Genomic DNA, 16,444 nt, shown 5'->3' with positions numbered 1-16,444 from the left:
GAGGTCAGCCGGGGCCCCGAAGCGCACGATCTCCCGGTGGGCGGGTGATCGCGCGGACTATCATCGTGATCATCCTGGCCGGGTACCACTGCGCGTCACCGAGGCGAAAGGACCGCCATGTCCGGGAAGACCAGCAGGCGAGAGAGCACCGAGGTCGTCGTCATCGGAGCCGGTCCGGCCGGCCTGACCCTGGCGAACCTGCTGCGCCAGGCCGGCGTCGAGTGCGTGGTGCTCGAACGGCAGAGCCGCCCGTACGTCGAGCAGCGCCAGCGCGCCGGCATCCTCGACCACCACGGCGCCCGCGTCTTCGAGGAGTGGGGCCTGGCCGACACCGTCCTGGCGGGCATGCCGCAGGAGACCCGGTTCGAGTTCCGCGTCGACGGCGAGCAGCGCTTCCTCGACGTCTCCGCGATCACCGAAGGCCGATCGGGCCGGCTCGTGCCGCAGCAGGTCCTCGTCGGCCGGCTGCTCGCCCGCCTCCTCGAATCCGGCGGCGACCTGCGGTTCGAGGCGGCCGAGGTGACCCCGCACGGCGTCGGGGGAGCCGCCCCGACGGTCACGTACCGCGACGCCGAAGGCCGCACGCACGAGATCGCCTGCTCCTACGTCGCCGGCTGCGACGGCCACCACGGCGTCAGCCGGGCCGGCGTGCCCGCGCACGCCCTGACCACCTACTCCCACGACTACGGCATCGGCTGGCTGACGGTGCTGGCCGACGTCCCGCCGCCGGGCTTCCCGCTCATGGCGATCACGGCCCACGGGTTCGCCGCCCACTTCCCGCGCGGCCCGCGGGCCAGCCGCTTCTACCTCCAGTGCGCCCCCGACGCCACCGCCGCCGACTGGCCCGACGAGCGGATCTGGGCCCAGTTGCGGCTGCGCCTGGCCGACAAGGACCTGCCGGACGGCCCGATCGGCGAGAAGGCGTTCGTCGAGATGCGCAGCCACGTCGTCGACCCGATGCGCTACGGCCGGCTCTTCCTGGTCGGCGACGCCGCCCACATCATCACGCCCATGGGCGGCAAGGGCATGAACCTGGCGGTCGCCGACGCCGACGTGCTGGCCCGCGCGCTGCGCGCCGCCGTACGGGAGGGCGACGAGGAGCCGCTGGCCGCCTACTCGGCCACCTGCCTCGAACGCGTGTGGCAGCACCAGGAGTTCTCCCGCTGGATGACGGAGATGACCCACGAGGCCGGCGACGAGACGCTGGCCGGGCCGTTCCGCCGCCGGCTGGCCAGGGCGCGGCTCGACCGGCTGTTCACCTCGGGCCCGGCGGCCCGCGCCTTCGGCGACATGATGGCGGGCGGCTGACGAGTTGACTTGAACCGCGGTTCAAGTACGACGATCGTCCCCATGAGGATTCATCACCTGAACTGCGGATCCGTACGGACGATCGAAGCCACCTACGACGGCCCGCCCGCCGCCCCCGCCGTGAACCACTGCCTGCTGGTGGAGACCCCGGCCGACGGGCTCGTGCTGGTCGAGACCGGGCTCGGGCTCGGCGATGTGCGCGACCCGGCAGGCACGCTGGGCGCCGACTGGGTGGCCATGGCCGAGCCCGCGCTGGAGGAGGAGGAGACCGCCGTCCGCCAGGTCGCCCGGCTCGGCTACCGCCCGGACGACGTGCGCCACGTCATCGTCACCCACCTCGACGTCGACCACTGCGGCGGGCTGCCCGACTTCCCCGGCGCGCGGGTGCACCTGCTGGCCGCCGAGCTGGAGGCGGCGCTGGCCGAGGCCCCGAGCTACCGCTACCGCCCGGCCCACTGGGCGCACGGCCCCGACTGGGTCACCTACACCCCGGAGGCGAACGACGACTGGTTCGGCTTCGCCTCGATCAAGCCCGACGGGTTGCCCGAGGACATCAGGCTGGTCCCCCTCGGCGGGCACACCGCCGGGCACACCGGCGTCGCCGTCCGCGAGGGGGACCGCTGGCTGCTGCACTGCGGCGACGCCTACTACTACCACCGCGAGCTGCAGCCGGACCCGCATCCCCACCCGCTGATGGACGTCGTCCAGACCCGCTCGGAGGTCCATCACGACCTGCGGCTCGGCACCCAGGCCCGGCTGCGGGAGCTGGTACGGGACCACGGCGACCAGGTGAGCGTCTTCTCGGCCCACGACCCGTGGGAACTGGCCGCCGCGGTGGCCGGTTGATCAGACGCGGTCGGCCGCGATGAGCAGGTACTGGAAGCTGCCGTTCTTGTAGGCGTCGAGGAAGGACTGCTCGATGCCCGTGGCCAGATGGGTACGGGCGCGCAGCTCCCAGTACGGGATCGTGGCCGCCGTCAGGTCCACGACGCTGACCGGGACGAGCCGGTTGGCCGCCATCTGCTCGAAGTACGTGCTCCGGGGGTGGATGTCGCAGATGTAGTGGGCGTTGATCTGGCTGACCGCCCGGGACGGCAGGCCGTAGGCGTCGTTGTAGCAACCGGTGACGCACACGTACCGGCCGCCCCGGCGCAGCAGCCGGGAGTGCTCGGCGAACAGCAGGGACAGCTCGACGTACATGGTGCTCTCGTTGTTCCAGCTCGCCTGGAACGATCCAGTCTCGAAGCCGGTCTCCAGCATGTTGCGGAAGTGGAAGCGCACCTTGTCGTCGACGCCGCGCTTCTTGGCCTGGTCGTTGGCGAAGGCGACCTGCGACTCGGAGATGGACACGCCGTCGACCTCGCAGCCGTACCGCATGTTGACCAGGAGGCTGCTGCCGCCGCGGCCGGAGCCCGCGTCGAGCGCCCGGTGGTGGGGTTCGAGCGGGCCTAGGTGGCTGATCAGCAGGTCGGCCTGGGCGGTCTCCAGGCGGTGGAGCTCCTTGACGATGCGGTCCTCGCGGGTGTCCTCGGGGCCGTCGAGTACCGTCCAGTTCACCTCGCCGATGCCGTAGTGGTGGTGGTACAGGCCGTCGACGTCGCCCAGACGAAGGTTGACCGGGTTCTTCTCGGCGTTCCAGTAGCTGGCGACGGAGTGCTGGTAGTGGCTGGTGAGGACGGGGGAATGGGTGTTGACGGTCACCTGGGAAGAGCTCCTTCCCGGCCGGGGGCGGCCGGTGTCATGAGTGGTAGCGGCTGCTGCTGCCGTGCCATTCGAGGCAGCCGGCCATCCAGCCCTGGGCGCCACGCAGGAACCGCTGCAGCTCCACGGACGGAACTGCGGCGAGCTCGCGCTGGCTGGTCTCGAAGCCTTTGACGAAGTCGTTGTGCAGCGCGACGGCGCGTTCGGTGGCCTCGCGCGTGGAGCACTTCTCCTCCTCCGCGATGAGCAGGACGAGGTTGGAGTCGGGCAGCTCGTCGGCCGCCTCCCTCGCCACGGAGTGCAGGTCGTTGACGATGACGCTGGCCGTGCCGGCCTGCATGAGCGCGGTGTGGAAACGCCGGTCGTAGAAGAGGTCGGCGGGCAGCTCGTAGCCGGCGACGACGTCGATGAGGGTCATGGACGTGTAGAAGCTGTCGTGCTGCCGGGCCGCGAGGTAGCGCCAGACGGGCGGCGGCGTCTCCAGGTAGCGCCAGGCGGCGTAGGCCGTCCAGCTCACGTACATCTGGAAGGTGGTGTTGCAGGCCCGCATGACCTGCGACGGGGTGCCGTGGCGGGACAGGTGGTCGGTGGCCGAGCGCAGCGAGACCAGCACGGGGTCGGCCTCGATCGCCTCTTCGAGCTGCCCGGTGTACGCGCCCGCGGGCGGCGGCGGGTCCATGGCCGACATGACGAGCGCCAGGCGCGGCGGCAGCTCGGTGGGGCTCGCGCCGAGGTCGGTCTCGTCGGCGTAGTAGTCGTCGGCCGCCCACCAGGCGGTGTTCATCTGTGCCGCGATCAGCAGCAGGTCGGGGTCGTCGCTGTCGGGATGGGCGAGCATCACCAGCCGGCCGAACCCGGTGGCGGCGAACTCGTCCATCCGCCCGGCGTGCAGGCCCACCTTCTCGGCCCAGGCCACGAGCCGCCGGTCGACCTCCGCGCCGAGCGCCGGGTCGTCGCGGACCGTCTCGGGGCAGTAGAGCGGCGGGTAGGAGCCGTCGCCCCACTCTCGCTCCGCGTAGGGGATGGGGGCCAGGAGCTGCCGTGGTCCGGGAGGCGGCGCTGGGGGCGGGGCGGGGGCCGGAAGGTGGAGCGCGGAGGTTCCGAGGCCGGTGGGGCCGGTCGGGAGCCGCGGGGCCGCGGCGTACTGGGGCATGGCGCGCCTCTTCCCTTGAGGAGGAGCAGGACATTACCGAAAGTAGTTATTCAGCTACTAAAAGTAGAGTAGCCAATCAGTAATGAGAGCCTTACCCTCCTGCGGGCGCACTCTGGCGGTCAGGGCCTTGTGTGCAGGCCCTCGAAGTCGTCGAGGCTCTTGCGGTAGAAGGCCAGGTCGTCCTCCAGTTTCTCCCTGGTCAGGCGCTCCGGCTCGGTCTCGCGCACGGTCCTGCCCAGGTCGCTCCAGAAGTCGTCGGGCGGCAGCTCGGCGGCCTCCGGCGGGAAGAACTTCAGCGCCTCGGCCACGGCGTCGGCGGCGAAGAGCCAACCGGTCGCCACCGAGTCGTACCGCTCGGGGGAGGCCGGGCCGACGGCGTAGAACAGGCCCTCCTCCAGGGCCCGGCTGGCGTACGTGGTGGCGATCAGCACCCACTGGCCGGGGTCGAGCAGCTCGGACAGGCCGGTGCCGAACGTCGCGCCGGTCTCCCTGGCCGCGCGCTCGGCCTCGACCGGGACCACGACCTCCACGTCGTCGAGCCGCACCCGCAGGTTCTCCGGGTCCTGGGCGACCGTGGCGTTCCGGGAGGCGCCCGGCAGGCCGGAGTGGGCCACCAGGTCGATGTAGACGTACGCCTCGACGAGCGAGCGGCCCAGACCCTGCTCAGGCATACTCGCCCGCCAGCGTCTGGTAGGTGTCGCGGACGACCAGCAGCCGGTCGAGCTGGAACCTGCCCGGCTCGGCCGCCCGCACCCCCTGCCCGCGCTCGGACCAGAACCCCTGGTCGGGCACCGAGTCCGCGCCCGCCGGCACGAACTTGACGACCTCCTCCACCGCCGCGGCGGCGATCCTGAGCGTGCGCAGGGCCTCGGCCCGGTCGGACACCGGCACGTCGCTCGCCGTCAGGTCGGCCACCCACAACCACTCGCCCGCGTCGAGCAGCTCCGACGGCTCCGGGCCGCCGAACGTCGGGAACCCGGCGGGCATCACGGGGGTCTCCGGCAGCCCGAACACGAACTCGCGCGGCGTGCCGCACTGCTCGCACGGGCCGAAGTAGCGGTTGGCCAGCTCGCCCTCGACGTCGATCAGCCCGTTGCGCCAGGTCGTGTCGGTGGACCCGCAGGCGCAGGGGTTGAGGTCGAGGTAGAGATGCGCCTCGTCCCTCGTCCGCGCCACCGCGAAAGCCATAGTCGTCCTCTCCTCGGGGTTCCCATGATGCCCGACGTCCCGTCCGTCACACCGCCATCGCCTGCGGGTCGGGCTCCAGCGTCACCGGCGGGGCCTCGTCCAGGCGGCGGCCGCACGTGCACGGGCCGTCGGGCGGGCACCCGCACTTGGCGTCGGGCACGTCCCAGCCGGTCCCGTCCGCCATCACGCGGAGCTTTTCGATGATCGCCGGCCAGTCGCGGGGACGGCGGCCGTCCGCCAGGGTGGCCAGCTCGGTGGCCACCTGCGGGGGGAACATCCGCAGGATCTCCGGGCGGGCCTCGGTGACCAGGTCGTACAGCACGCCCAGGCGTCCGGGGCGCTGCCTGGGGTTGGCCGTACGGGCCTGGCGCAGGGCCTCGTTCAGCTCGGCCAGCTCCTGGCCGTCGGCGGGCGGCAGGCCCAGCGCGTTGGCCACCGCGGCGGCGGCCGTCGCGGCGGCGGCCCGCTCGTTCGCGCCGACCGTGCGGGCCGGGTCCACCTCGTAGGTGAGCACGCCCGGGTCGTTCGCGCCCGTTCCCGGCTGCCGGATCTCGACGGCGATGGGCGCGCGGCCCGGCAGCACGATGTCGAGCAGGCCGGGCCCGTGGGTGTGCACGCGGGCGCCCATGAGGGCGGCGGCCCGTCCGACGGCTCCGGCGGCGGCCGTCGCGGGGAGCGTCGCGTGGCCGCGGATAGCCGTGACCTGGGCGGGGGTGAGATAGCCCGCGCGCGACAGCTCCACCAGCTTGGACGACGCACTCTGCTGGCCGTTCGCCAGGCCCAGCCGTCTGGCCTCCTCCTGGAGCGCCGCCCGTTCGGTGCGCGAGCGGACCGGGCCCGCCTCGGCGACCGCCCGCGCCAGCCCGCGCAGCCGCGCCAGCGCCGCCGCCTCGATCGGGCCGGGCCGCCCGGGGGCCGCCGGCCGGGCCTGGCCGGTGTCCGGCGACCGGCCGGCGGCGGTGTCGCCCGCGAGCGTGGCGGCGTGGGCCGCGACCTGCTCGGCGACGGCGGTCGTGGCCCTGGGGCCGTCGTCGGCGGGCACCCGCAGCGTCAGGTGGCCGGGAGCGCTCGACTCGACGGTCACCCCGGCCGTGCCGGGAGCGGCCTCGGCCAGAGTCAGCGTGAACTCACCCTCGGGGGTGGTCACCGTGAACGTGTCCACCGGTCCCATCTGCGGCGCCGTGGCGTTCGCAGGGACGCCCCCGGGCGTGATGGCGGGGACGCCGGCGATCTCGGCCAGTTTGCCGAGGCCGGGCGGCGAGGTGTCCAGGCCGGTGGCCGAATCGCCGTTGAGCAGGCGGGCGATCCGGCTCTGTGGCTCGGGGGCGGCCGGTGCGCGGGGCCCGGTGCCCCACGGCGGGGGCGGCGGCGTGTGGCCGCGCCGGCGGATGTCGTCGGCGAGGGCGTCGATGGCCGCCGCCAGGCGCTCCCGGCGGGCCGGGTCGGTGGTGGCGTGCCACTTGTCGGACAGGTGGGCGTGCTCGTCCAGGCGGGGGAGCAGGCAGAGGTCGGTGCCCTCGGTGTGCTCGCCCGTCGGGGACGTCCTGAGCACGCCCTGCGGCATGCCGGCCGCCGCCGCGGTCGCCGTCTGGGCGACGTGCGAGAGGTCGTGGACCAGGATCGACGACACCAGGTCCGGATGCACGCGTCCCCAGATCCGCAGCAGGTGCGGGTCCTCGGCCGTGCCCGCGCGCGGCTCGGTGAGCGCGTTCAGGCCGTCGCCCGGGTCCGCGACCACCACGCGGACGTGCTGGTCGGGCACGCCCGGCAACTGGACGGTCAGGACGTCGTCCCCGGTCCAGCCGACGTGGGCGGCGGTGCCGCCGAGGTCGACGGCCGAGACGGGCTGGTCGCGCAGCTCGTCCAGGGTCAGGTCGGGAACCCCTTCGGGGCGGGCCGACCTGCTGAACGGGCTGTCCTCGATCGCCGGGGACGGCATCCCGGCGGCGGGCGTCACGCCCTGCGACACGCTGCCGCCGACCGGGTTCGCGTGCGTGTCGGGGGCGGCGGCGGGCCAGGCGGCCGGGGCGGCGGGCGCGGGAAGGGCGCCGACGGCGTCGAGCGCGGCCTCGACCTGCTCGGTGAAGGTGCCGTCCGTGCTCGGGTTCATGAAGACGTCGCGCAGGTTCAGGCCGGCGCCGCGGGCCGCGTCCAGGAGGTCGGGCGCGAGGCCCGCGAACGCCTCGGCGAAGCCGCCGTCCAGCGTCTCGCTGTACAGCGAGCCGTCGGGCATGACGCGGTAGCGGTGGAGGCCGTCCGTCTCCCAGACCGCCACCCGGGCCACCTCGCCGCGGTCGCGGGCGGCCACGCGGGCCTCCTGGAGGGTCTGGATCGGGTTCTGCCGCTCGGACGTGGGCACGAAATTGAACGTCGCGGGCGGCGGGCCGCCGGGACGCGGCGGCGCGATCCGTACGCCCGCCGCCATGCGCTCGCGCAGCTCCTCGATCTCCTCGCCGAACATGATCACGTCCACCTCGCCGGTCGAGGCGGAGGGCAGGTGGACGGCCTCGCCGACCGGCCGCTCGTTGCCGTCGCGCAGCCGCGCCATGTACTGGAACTCAAGGTCGTAGTCCACCCGGAGACGTACGGTGTAGGCCTTGCCCTTCTCGAACATGCTGCGTTCGCGGCGTGCCCCGTGGTGGTCGCCGACGCCCTCGGACGTCTGCTCCCCGCCCCGGACGCCGCCGTTCACCCCGGTCGAGCTGTCCGACCCGTTGGCGCCCCAGCCCACCGGGGTCGTCCGCCCGCGGGAGACGTTCACGTTCTGGGCGTCGGCCTGCCGGTCGACCTGACCCTTCTCCGCGTCGTACGGGCCGGCCACGATGGTCAGGTCGGACGTGCGGGCGTGGACGGTGACATTCACGCCCTGGTCCTTGAACTTCTGCCTGGACACCCGGACGACCGGCTCACCCGAGGGCCCGGTCATCCGCTCGAAGGCGGTCAGCAGCGCCGACGGCGCCAGCCGCCTGATCAGCTCGGGACGCCGTTCCTCGACCGCCGCCGCGCCGATCATCTTGGTGAGCTGGGTGGTGACGACCTCGTACAGGCTCGGCTTGGCCGGGCTCTCCCACAACGCCGCCGGGAAGAAGCCGGGATGCAGCTCGGCCTGCCGGGGGTCGGTGGTCATGACGACCGGCCCCGGGTCCTCGGCGGCGGGCCTGGTCATGCCGGTCGGGATGCGCCGCACCACCGTGGCGTTGTAGACGACCGGCGGCGCGGCGCGCCGCTTGCCCTGGAGCACGTCCGCCACGCGCTTGGCGGCGCCGGAGACCTTGCCGCCCCGTACGGGCCTGCGCTCGACCTCGATGACGAGCCGCATCTCCTGCTGCACCCGGGTCAGCCCGTTGAACAGGCCGATCCGCTGCAACCTGGTGTTCTGGTGGTTGGTGGAGCCCGAATAGCCGCGGCCCCGGTCGGTGGAGAGGCCGGCTCCCTGGCCGCCGGTCGGGTCGCTGGCGCCCTGGTCGAAGCCCGCCGAGTAGGACCCGTTGTACGACTCCGAATGCGACAGGTCGGTGTACCGGTAGTGCTGGACGATCAGTCCGGACTGCGACGTCTGGCTGAGCATCGTGGCCCTGCGCGAGTCGCCGACGGGTTCGAGGCGTACCCGGACCGTCACCTCCTCGGCCTGCGTGACCTGCGCGCCCTGCTGGACGTGGTAGCTGCGCTCGAAGCCGCGCGAGGACCACATGTCGGTGACGTGGATCAGCGCGGCGTCCTCGGAGAAGTCGACGTTCAACTCCTCGCCGAGGGTGGGGCTCTCGTCCAGCGCCCCCGGCACGGCGTCCTGCACGGCCTTCCGGACGGCGTCCATCACGTCGACCGGGTCGCCGTTCTCGTCGGTCAGCGTCAGCGACTCGGTCGAGCTCGCGCCCACCGACCGGTCGTACGACGGCGCGAGCACCACGTCCCTGGAGCGTTCGAGCTGTTCGGCGGCCTTGTCCAGGGTCTGGTCGAGCTTCTGCTGCGGGCTGCCGCTGTCAGGGGCGGTGAGCCCGGTCACCTCCTTGAGCTTGGCCAGCAGGGCCTCCGGGGTGTGCCGCTCGGTGTACTCGTTGGTCGTCCCCGACTGGGCCATGTCCAGGACGTAGCGCTGGACCAGCGGGACCGCGAGGCTGCGGTCGAGGGTCAGGCTGCCGTTGAGGAACCGTTCGACCGCGTCGCCGACCAGGTGGGCCGGCAGGTCGAGGTCGCCTTCCGCGTACATCAGCAGCGCGTCGTACTCCGAGACCGTGAACAGCGCGGTGCCGGACGTGGTCGTCGTCTTCGAGCCGCTGACGGGGATCTGCTCGCCGGTCGGGACCCCGTGCTCGGCGCTCTCGGAACCGGTGAGGGTGAGGTCGACCGTGCTGCGCAGGATGTACTGGCGGCCGAACTCGATCGTCAGCTCCTCGCTGCCCCAGATGTCGAGGATCGAGGTGGACTCGGACGTGCCGCCGGACCGGGACGGCAACGAGAGCGAGCCGCTGTCGCCGGTCGTGCCGCCGTCGTCGAGGTCGCCGACGGACGTCGACATGCCGGCCGACAGCCCGGACGAGCCGCCCCACGAGATGCCGGCGCTGCCGAGCCCGAACAGGATGTTGCCCGTGACCTGGTCGACGACCCCCAGCACCTCGGTCTCGCCGACCTCGCCGGACACCGACAGCGACGAGCGCGTGGGCCCGTTCGGCCGGATCGCGACATCCGTGGTCAGCGGCCTGTTCAGCAGCTTGGGGTGGGCGACCAGGTTGCGCACGTTCAGGAACGCCATGAGGTGCTGGAAGGCCACGGAGTCGGCGGTCATGCCGCGTGGCAGCACCTGGCGGGCCGCGTCCAGGGGGCGGCCCATGTCCACGTGCAGCAGCCGCGCCTTGGCCCTGAGCTTCTGGGACATCCGCCCGATCGGCGCGGGCGGCGTGGGCTTGGTCGAGGGGAGCATGTCGGCGGCGAAGACGAGCTGGGCCGATCCGTCGCTGGTCGCGATCGTCGTCGTCGTGCCCCTGTGCAGCAGGTCGGCGGTCATCTGGTGGCCCAGCTTGAAGATCGCGACCGTGCTGTTGCTCTCCTGGAGGGTCACGACGTTGGTCGTGCCGCCGGCGCTGGAGCCCGCCGTACGGGTGCGGTTGCCGCCGCCCTTGACGCCGACCTCGTTCGTGAGGCCGTCCTGCCCCTTGTCCGGGCCGTCGCTCTCGCTGACCCCGGCGCCGCCGCTGTACGTCCTGGACCTGCCGATGCCGCGGGCGGAGGTGTCGGAGCCGATGTCGAGGTTGACGACCGTCTGGGTGTCGGTGTGACCGACGTAGGTCATGTCGTTGAAGTCCTGCTTCAGCGACACGCGCAGCATGTAGTGCTCGGGGGCGGAGTTGAGCCCTTGCAGCGTCAGGTCCAGCACGATGCCGTCCTGGGCCAGGGAGTCGTAGGCGGCGCGGATGCGTTGCTCCGACAACTGCTCCAGGACCTCCTGGCGGTTGAGGATCTGGCTGGCGCGGGCGAGCCTGTTGGAGGAGTACTCCGGCACGCCATTCACGGTCTTCGGGATGAGCCCGCGCTCGGCGAGCTCGTCCAACACCTTCTGCCGGAACTCCGCCAGCCCCTCGATCTCCTGCACCAGCGCCGGGCCCGCGCCGCGCATCTGCCCGGGACCGTCGCCGAGCCATGCGGGCAGCTCCGGCTTGCGGCCGGGCGGCGGGCCGGGGTGCGGGTCGCCGCGCAGGACCTGGTCGCCGTTGGCGTCGGTGACCGGCCGGCCGTCCTTGCGGACCAGCGCGGCGCTGTCCACGGGCAGGCCGTACCGGTAGGCGGCCGACTCCCGCATGTCCACCAGCGCCGTGCTGCGCACCGATGGCAGGGTGACCGGGGGCTTGCCGATCACCTCCACCGTGAACGTGGTCACCACCGTGAGCCGGTAGCTCTGCTTGGGGTGGGACTTACGGTGCACGCTGGGGTGGATCGCCTGCTTGTTGGCCGTGGCCGAGTACGACCGCGACGCCCCCCTCCCCCCGTTGGCCTTGGGGCCGATCGCAGGCTGGTACGGACCGAGGTCCACGGCCTGCAGCCCGGGGGCCTTGAACCCGGCCGAGGCGCTGCCGTCGAGCGAGGAGCCCGACGAGGCGCCCCCCGGCGTCTGGACGAAGTCGACGAGCACCTCCTCCTCCCACTCCTCGGAGGACGCGCCGCCGATCGGCTGGGCGGTCTCCACCACGACACGGCTCTCGGCCCGCACCCGGACGTGCGGTTCGCCGTTCTTGGTGAAGACGCGCTCCAGCCCCTCGTTGACCGACGTCCGCAGGCGGTGGGGCAGCTCCTGGGTGACGAACGAGCGCAGCTGGTCGCGAGGCACGGTGCCGACCTCGGCGTAGTCGCCGCCGAGCTCCTCCGCGAGCGCGTCGAGGGCGCCTTCCAGGTCGGTCATGCTCTGGACGACGACGTTGGGCATCGTCTTGCCCCGCTTGGCCCTGTCGATCCAGTCCAGCACGCGCGCCGGCTGGTCGGTGGCGGGGTGCGAGAACCACAGCCGCTGGCTCGACGAGTCGCCCGGGGCGCCGGAGTCGACCGTGACCGTGCCCTGCCACCTCGCGTCCTGGCCGGTGCGGATCTCGGCCGTCCAGGTGGCGGCGGCGTCGAACAGCAGCGACTCGCTGCGGTTGTCGGTGACCGAGCCGCCCTGGGCGTACATGCCGGCCCCGCCGCTGGTGGACCAGTTGCGGCCGAGCGAGGCGCCGAGGCCGACGCCCAGCAGCTCGCTCACCGTCCTGGCGACGTGGTCCTCCGGCAGGAACTGCGCCAGGACGCTGGTGTCGAAGCCCACCGACACGCCGCCGCTGCCCGCCTGGCTGATCGAGGCCGTACGGGCGGCCTGGTAGAACAGGCCCACCATCATCTCCGACCCCTTGATGGCGGGGTCGAGCACCTCGACCAGGTCGGCGAGCGTCAGCTTGATCCGCACCTCGGCCGCCTTGCCGTGGTGCCCCACGGTCAGCACGAGGCCGTCGGGGGAGACGGCCTTGTGGAAGTCGGCCCGGATCGCCCGTTCGAGCTGGTCGGCGGAGAACTGGTGATTGACGCCGTTGTCGGCCAGCAGGTCGTTGACGGCGGTGGTGAGGGCCGACAGATGGGCCAGCCGGCCCGTCGGCTGGGCCGCGGCCAGGCTGATCTCCTGGGGCAACGCGGCGGCCAGCGCCTTCAGGTAGGCGGCGTGCTGCTCAAGGACCTGGGCGGCCAGCCGCTCGGCGACGGACCGCATGCTGACCGGCCCGTTGGGCGCGCTCGGGTTCTGGATCTCGTTCATCGCCGTGAGCAGCTGCTGGTAGGTCTGCCGGGTCCGCGTCGCCTCGCGCAGCGCGGCCTCGTACGCGTCGGCGATCCTGTTGTGCCGCCTGCGGGTGGCCCGCTGCTGGAGCGCCTCCTTCCGCGCCGCGGTCGCCCGCGCCTGGCGGCCCTGGTCGTGCTGCCGCTGCGCCTTCCGCATCTTCTTGTTGGCGTCGCGTGCCGCTTGCTGGGCCTCCTGGGCGGTCTTCCGCTTCGCGTCGACCTGCTCCTTGAGCGCCCGCTCGGCCCGCTGCAGCGCGTCGATGACGGCCGGCAGCTCCTCCTGGGACGGACGGCCCTGCGGTAACTGCGGCGCGTACGTGGGCCGGGTCCCCGGCTTGGGGGCCCAGGGCGGCAGCGGCGGGGTGTGGCCGCGCTCGATGAGCTGGCGGGACACGCCGTCGATGTCGAGGGCGAGGAGTCGCTGCTCCTGCGGCGTCTGCGCCGCGTGCCACTGCTCGGCCATGAACGCCAGCTCGTTGAGCTGGGCCTGGGCGCACATGTCCTGCGTGGGCTCGCTGGTCGCCTTCCTGCGGCGCAGGAAGCCCCGCCGCTTGCCGCCGTTGTCCTCCTGCATCTTCTGCAGGGTGTCGGTGATCTCGTGCAGCCAGACCCGGGACACCTGGCTGGGGTTCATGCCGGGGGCGAAGTGCACGACGTGGGCGTGCGCGGCGTCCTCACCGGTCGAGAGCTCGGTCTCGCCCATGAGCCCTTCGGTCAGCCCGCCGATGACCGGGCGGAAGTGGTGGGTGCCGTTGTTCCTGGTGCGGACGACGAGCGTGCCCTCGGCCGACCAGGTGATCTCCTCCACGTCCTGGTTGAGGAAGTGGGACGGCCGCACCGCGTCGGCTCCCGTGCGGACGTCGCCGGGCTCCAACGGGGTGTCCGGCCGGGCGTCGGGGACGTGCCGGGTGCCCGGGACCGGCCTGGACGTGACCGTGCCCGGCTTGCTCGTGGCCGGTTGCAGGGTCTCGCCGCCCTCCTGGGCCAGCAGCACCATCGCGGTGGCCTCCGCGCGCAGCTCGTCGGCGTCGGTGACCTCGTCGGCGCGGGTGTCCAGGGCGGCGCGCACGCGTTTCATGGTGGCGGCGCGGATCACCCGTACGGTGCCGTCGGGGGAGGGGATGAGGAGGTCGCCGGTGGGGCCGACGACCGCGCCGGGGAAGTCCAGGGTGAGCGAGTCCATCAGCGCGGTACGGGCCCGGACGGGGCCGGTGACGGGCACGGGCGAGGTGGCGTCGGGGGCGGCGGCCGACGTCGTGGCGGGGGTGTTCGTGTCCTGGGCGGTGGTCGTTCCCTGCTGGTCGCCCTGCTGAGCGCCCTGCTGAGCGATCGGCTCCTGACGACCGTCCTGCTGGTTGTCCTGTTGGTTGTCCGGCTGAGCGTCCTGCTGGTCGTTCTGTTGGGCGTCCTGCTGGGGGTTCTGCTGCGTGTCCTGCTCGGCGTCCTGCCGGGGGTTCTGCTGGTCGTTCTGCTGGGTCTGGTCGTCCGGCTGGGTGTCGCGGGTCTGGCGGGTGTCCTGCGAGCCGTCCTGGGCCTGGGGGGAGGCCGGGGCGGTGGTGGACTGGGGAGCGGGCGCGGGGTCGCTCTTCGGCCGCCGCTGCTGCTTGTCGTCGTCGGTGTTCTCGTCGGTGTCCTCGTCGACGTTCTGGTCGGCGTCGGCACGGGGTTCGCGGTCGGTGTCCGTCCGGCCGTCCCGCGAGGAGGAGCCGCGGCGCGGGTTCGCGTCCGAGTCGGGGGGAGACGTGGACGGCGTGCCGCGCCTGACGTCGTCGCCCTGGTTCGGCGCGGGCGCCTGCGCCGAGGCGGGGACGACGGGCCCGCCGCCACCCGTGGGGGCCGGGCTGCCGACCGGCGGGTTCCCGCCCCCCGTGCTGGGGTCGCCGCCTCCGGCGCGGGCGGCGTCGGAACGGGCGGCGGTGTCGTAGGCGGAGGCCAGGGTGCTGACCGGGTTGCCCAGCGCGGTGTACACCTCGGGGTTGAACGGGCTGATCGACCCGGTACGCCCGACGCCGCCCATGAAGCCGCCCATGAGGGAGTCGACCGAGAACGGGTTGTTCCACTGGCCGTACACCAGGCCGTTGGCGAGGAAGCTGCCGGCCGGGGAGGCGATCGTGTTGGTCAGGCCGGTGGTCATCGCGCGGCCGGGGAAGCCCGGCATGTGCCGGGTGACCTTGGAGATGGGCCCGGACAGCGCGGTGCCGAAGAGCGCGCCGCCGCCCGCGCCGATGATCGCCGCCTGGGACTTCTTCCAGTCCCAGTCCTTCCTTGTGCCCATCTTGATCTGCTGGTACTGGGCGGCGGCGTCGATGAAGAACTCCTCGCCGATCTCCTCGATCAGCTCGCGGCCGATCGAGGAGCCGAGCAGCCTGGCGATCAGACCGCGGCCGGTGGCGCCGCTGAGCGTGGTCACCCGGGCCAGCTTGCCGGCGCCCAGCTCCCTGGCGCCGATCATGGCGAGCCTGACGAGGATGCGGCTGATCGCCGCGCGGCCCGCGGCCGCGTACGGGCCGATGATCGCCGCGGAGGTGCCGGCGGAGAAGAAGGCGACGATGAGCGCGATGGCGATGGCGACGACCGTGACCCAGAAGGCCACGTTGACGGACAGCTTGGAGTACTGGGTCTCGACCGCGAAGTTGTCCGACTGCATCTGGAGGGACTGTGACACCCTGGCCGCGCCCGCCATGCCGGCCTCCTGGCCGTACAGGAACTTGGCGCGGGTGACGAAGTCGGCGCTGGCGGGCGAGGACCAGCCGGTCGCCACGGTGCGCACGGCCGAGCCGGCGCGCGGCGCGGTGGCGATCGCCCCGGCGGCCAGCGCGTGGTAGGTGTGCGCGAGCTTGGACATGCCGCTCTCGCTCGCGTCCGGCCACTTCTGACCAGCCGACAACATCGGGAGCAGCCAGTTGACCACCCAGTCGGGCAGCGCCTCGGTCTCCCACACCGGCTCCACGTCCCGGTCGATGCGGACCGGGGGCTGGACGGTGGCCTGGCCCGACGAACCCGCAGAAGTCGGCCCCTGGGGGCCGGTGGCGCTGTGCGACACGCGTCAGACCTCTCGCGCCTTGAGCTCTTGCTCGATGTCGGCGTCCGTGCCGAGGGTGTTGTCGATGCTCGCGCGGAGCCTGCCGCACGCGTCGTTGATCTGCTTGGAGAGGTCGACGTACTGGTTGAGCATGCGGTTGGGGCCGTCGTCGCGGAAGTGGGAGGACTTGAACGACTCGCCCTCGGTGCCGCCGCCCCAGGGAGCGGCGGCCAGCGCCTCGACGACCGCGGCGACCAGCCGCTTGGACTCCTTCTCCCAGTCCTCGGCCATGGTGGTCCACTGGGAGATGCCGGAGTCCACGACGGGCTTGATGATCTGGGTGCCGTCCCAGGGCTTCATCGGCCGCCTCCCATGCGGTCGGCGAGCCGGGTCAGGACGGTTTCGAGGTCGCCGCTCAGATGCGCCTGGAAGTCCTCGCGCGGGATCACCGGCTCGAAGATCTCGGTGATGCGCTCCTGGGCGCGCTCGGTGGCCAGCCGGGCGGTCTCGGCGATGGTGTCGGCCAGGTGGCGGGCGTCGGGGCGCCGGTAGATGCGCGGGTCGAGGTCGAGCCGTACCAGCTCGCCGCGTGCGCCGACGGTCACCGAGACCAGGCCGTCCCGGGAGGTCTCGGTCACCTGGACGGCCTTGGCCTGCTCGTGCAGCTCCATGCCCACGTCCTGGATCTGGCGGAACATGTCGCGCAGCTCGTCGCCGTACGCCCGCATCCCCGCCACGTCAGGAGAATCCATGACACCCCCGGCCCCATGCCGCGTGACTCT

At 72.8% G+C, this 16,444-nt stretch carries 9 protein-coding genes; 2 read left to right on the top strand and 7 right to left on the bottom strand.

Annotated elements, in window-relative coordinates:
• Nucleotides 1-117: 117 nt before the first annotated feature.
• Both ACIA8R_RS50625 and ACIA8R_RS50620 read left to right on the top strand, forming a co-directional pair.
• The gene (locus ACIA8R_RS50625; protein WP_397045201.1) at nucleotides 118-1,308 is read left to right on the top strand and encodes a 4-hydroxybenzoate 3-monooxygenase; all 1,191 of its coding nucleotides are present in this window, start codon (nucleotides 118-120) and stop codon (nucleotides 1,306-1,308) included.
• Nucleotides 1,309-1,350: 42 nt separating this feature from the next.
• Nucleotides 1,351-2,154 carry an MBL fold metallo-hydrolase gene (locus ACIA8R_RS50620; protein WP_397045199.1) on the top strand — a complete coding sequence of 268 codons (804 nt, stop codon included), beginning with the start codon at nucleotides 1,351-1,353 and terminating at the stop codon, nucleotides 2,152-2,154.
• Here ACIA8R_RS50620 and ACIA8R_RS50615 read toward each other — a convergent pair whose 3' ends face one another.
• The 7 genes from ACIA8R_RS50615 to ACIA8R_RS50585 form a co-directional block, all read right to left on the bottom strand.
• Nucleotides 2,155-3,009, bottom strand: a complete 855-nt coding sequence (locus ACIA8R_RS50615) for a geranyl diphosphate 2-C-methyltransferase (RefSeq protein WP_357706856.1) — start codon at nucleotides 3,007-3,009, stop codon at nucleotides 2,155-2,157. It abuts the gene before it with no gap.
• Nucleotides 3,010-3,046: 37 nt separating this feature from the next.
• Entirely contained in the window at nucleotides 3,047-4,162 is a 1,116-nt protein-coding gene (locus tag ACIA8R_RS50610) for a family 2 encapsulin nanocompartment cargo protein terpene cyclase (protein ID WP_397045196.1), read from the bottom strand.
• Between the two features lie 119 nt (nucleotides 4,163-4,281).
• Nucleotides 4,282-4,833, bottom strand: a complete 552-nt coding sequence (locus ACIA8R_RS50605; RefSeq protein WP_397045194.1) for a hypothetical protein — start codon at nucleotides 4,831-4,833, stop codon at nucleotides 4,282-4,284.
• Nucleotides 4,826-5,350: a hypothetical protein gene (locus tag ACIA8R_RS50600; RefSeq protein WP_357706851.1), complete on the bottom strand. Its 525-nt coding sequence runs from the start codon at nucleotides 5,348-5,350 to the stop codon at nucleotides 4,826-4,828. Before ACIA8R_RS50600 ends, ACIA8R_RS50605 begins: the two co-directional genes overlap by 8 nt.
• Before the next feature lie 46 nt (nucleotides 5,351-5,396).
• Complete coding sequence (locus ACIA8R_RS50595; protein ID WP_397045192.1) at nucleotides 5,397-15,683, bottom strand: hypothetical protein; 10,287 nt, start codon at nucleotides 15,681-15,683, stop codon at nucleotides 5,397-5,399.
• A gap of 3 nt (nucleotides 15,684-15,686) precedes the next feature.
• The gene (locus ACIA8R_RS50590) at nucleotides 15,687-16,022 is read right to left on the bottom strand and encodes a hypothetical protein (RefSeq protein WP_364099573.1); all 336 of its coding nucleotides are present in this window, start codon (nucleotides 16,020-16,022) and stop codon (nucleotides 15,687-15,689) included.
• Nucleotides 16,019-16,414, bottom strand: a complete 396-nt coding sequence (locus ACIA8R_RS50585; protein ID WP_357706847.1) for a YbaB/EbfC family nucleoid-associated protein — start codon at nucleotides 16,412-16,414, stop codon at nucleotides 16,019-16,021. Before ACIA8R_RS50585 ends, ACIA8R_RS50590 begins: the two co-directional genes overlap by 4 nt.
• Nucleotides 16,415-16,444 lie beyond the last annotated feature (30 nt).

The organism is Nonomuraea sp. NPDC051191, assembly GCF_044455665.1.
GTDB lineage: Bacteria > Actinomycetota > Actinomycetes > Streptosporangiales > Streptosporangiaceae > Nonomuraea.
Note: the sequence above shows the minus strand (reverse complement) of the source record. Positions and strands in the feature narration are given on the sequence as shown.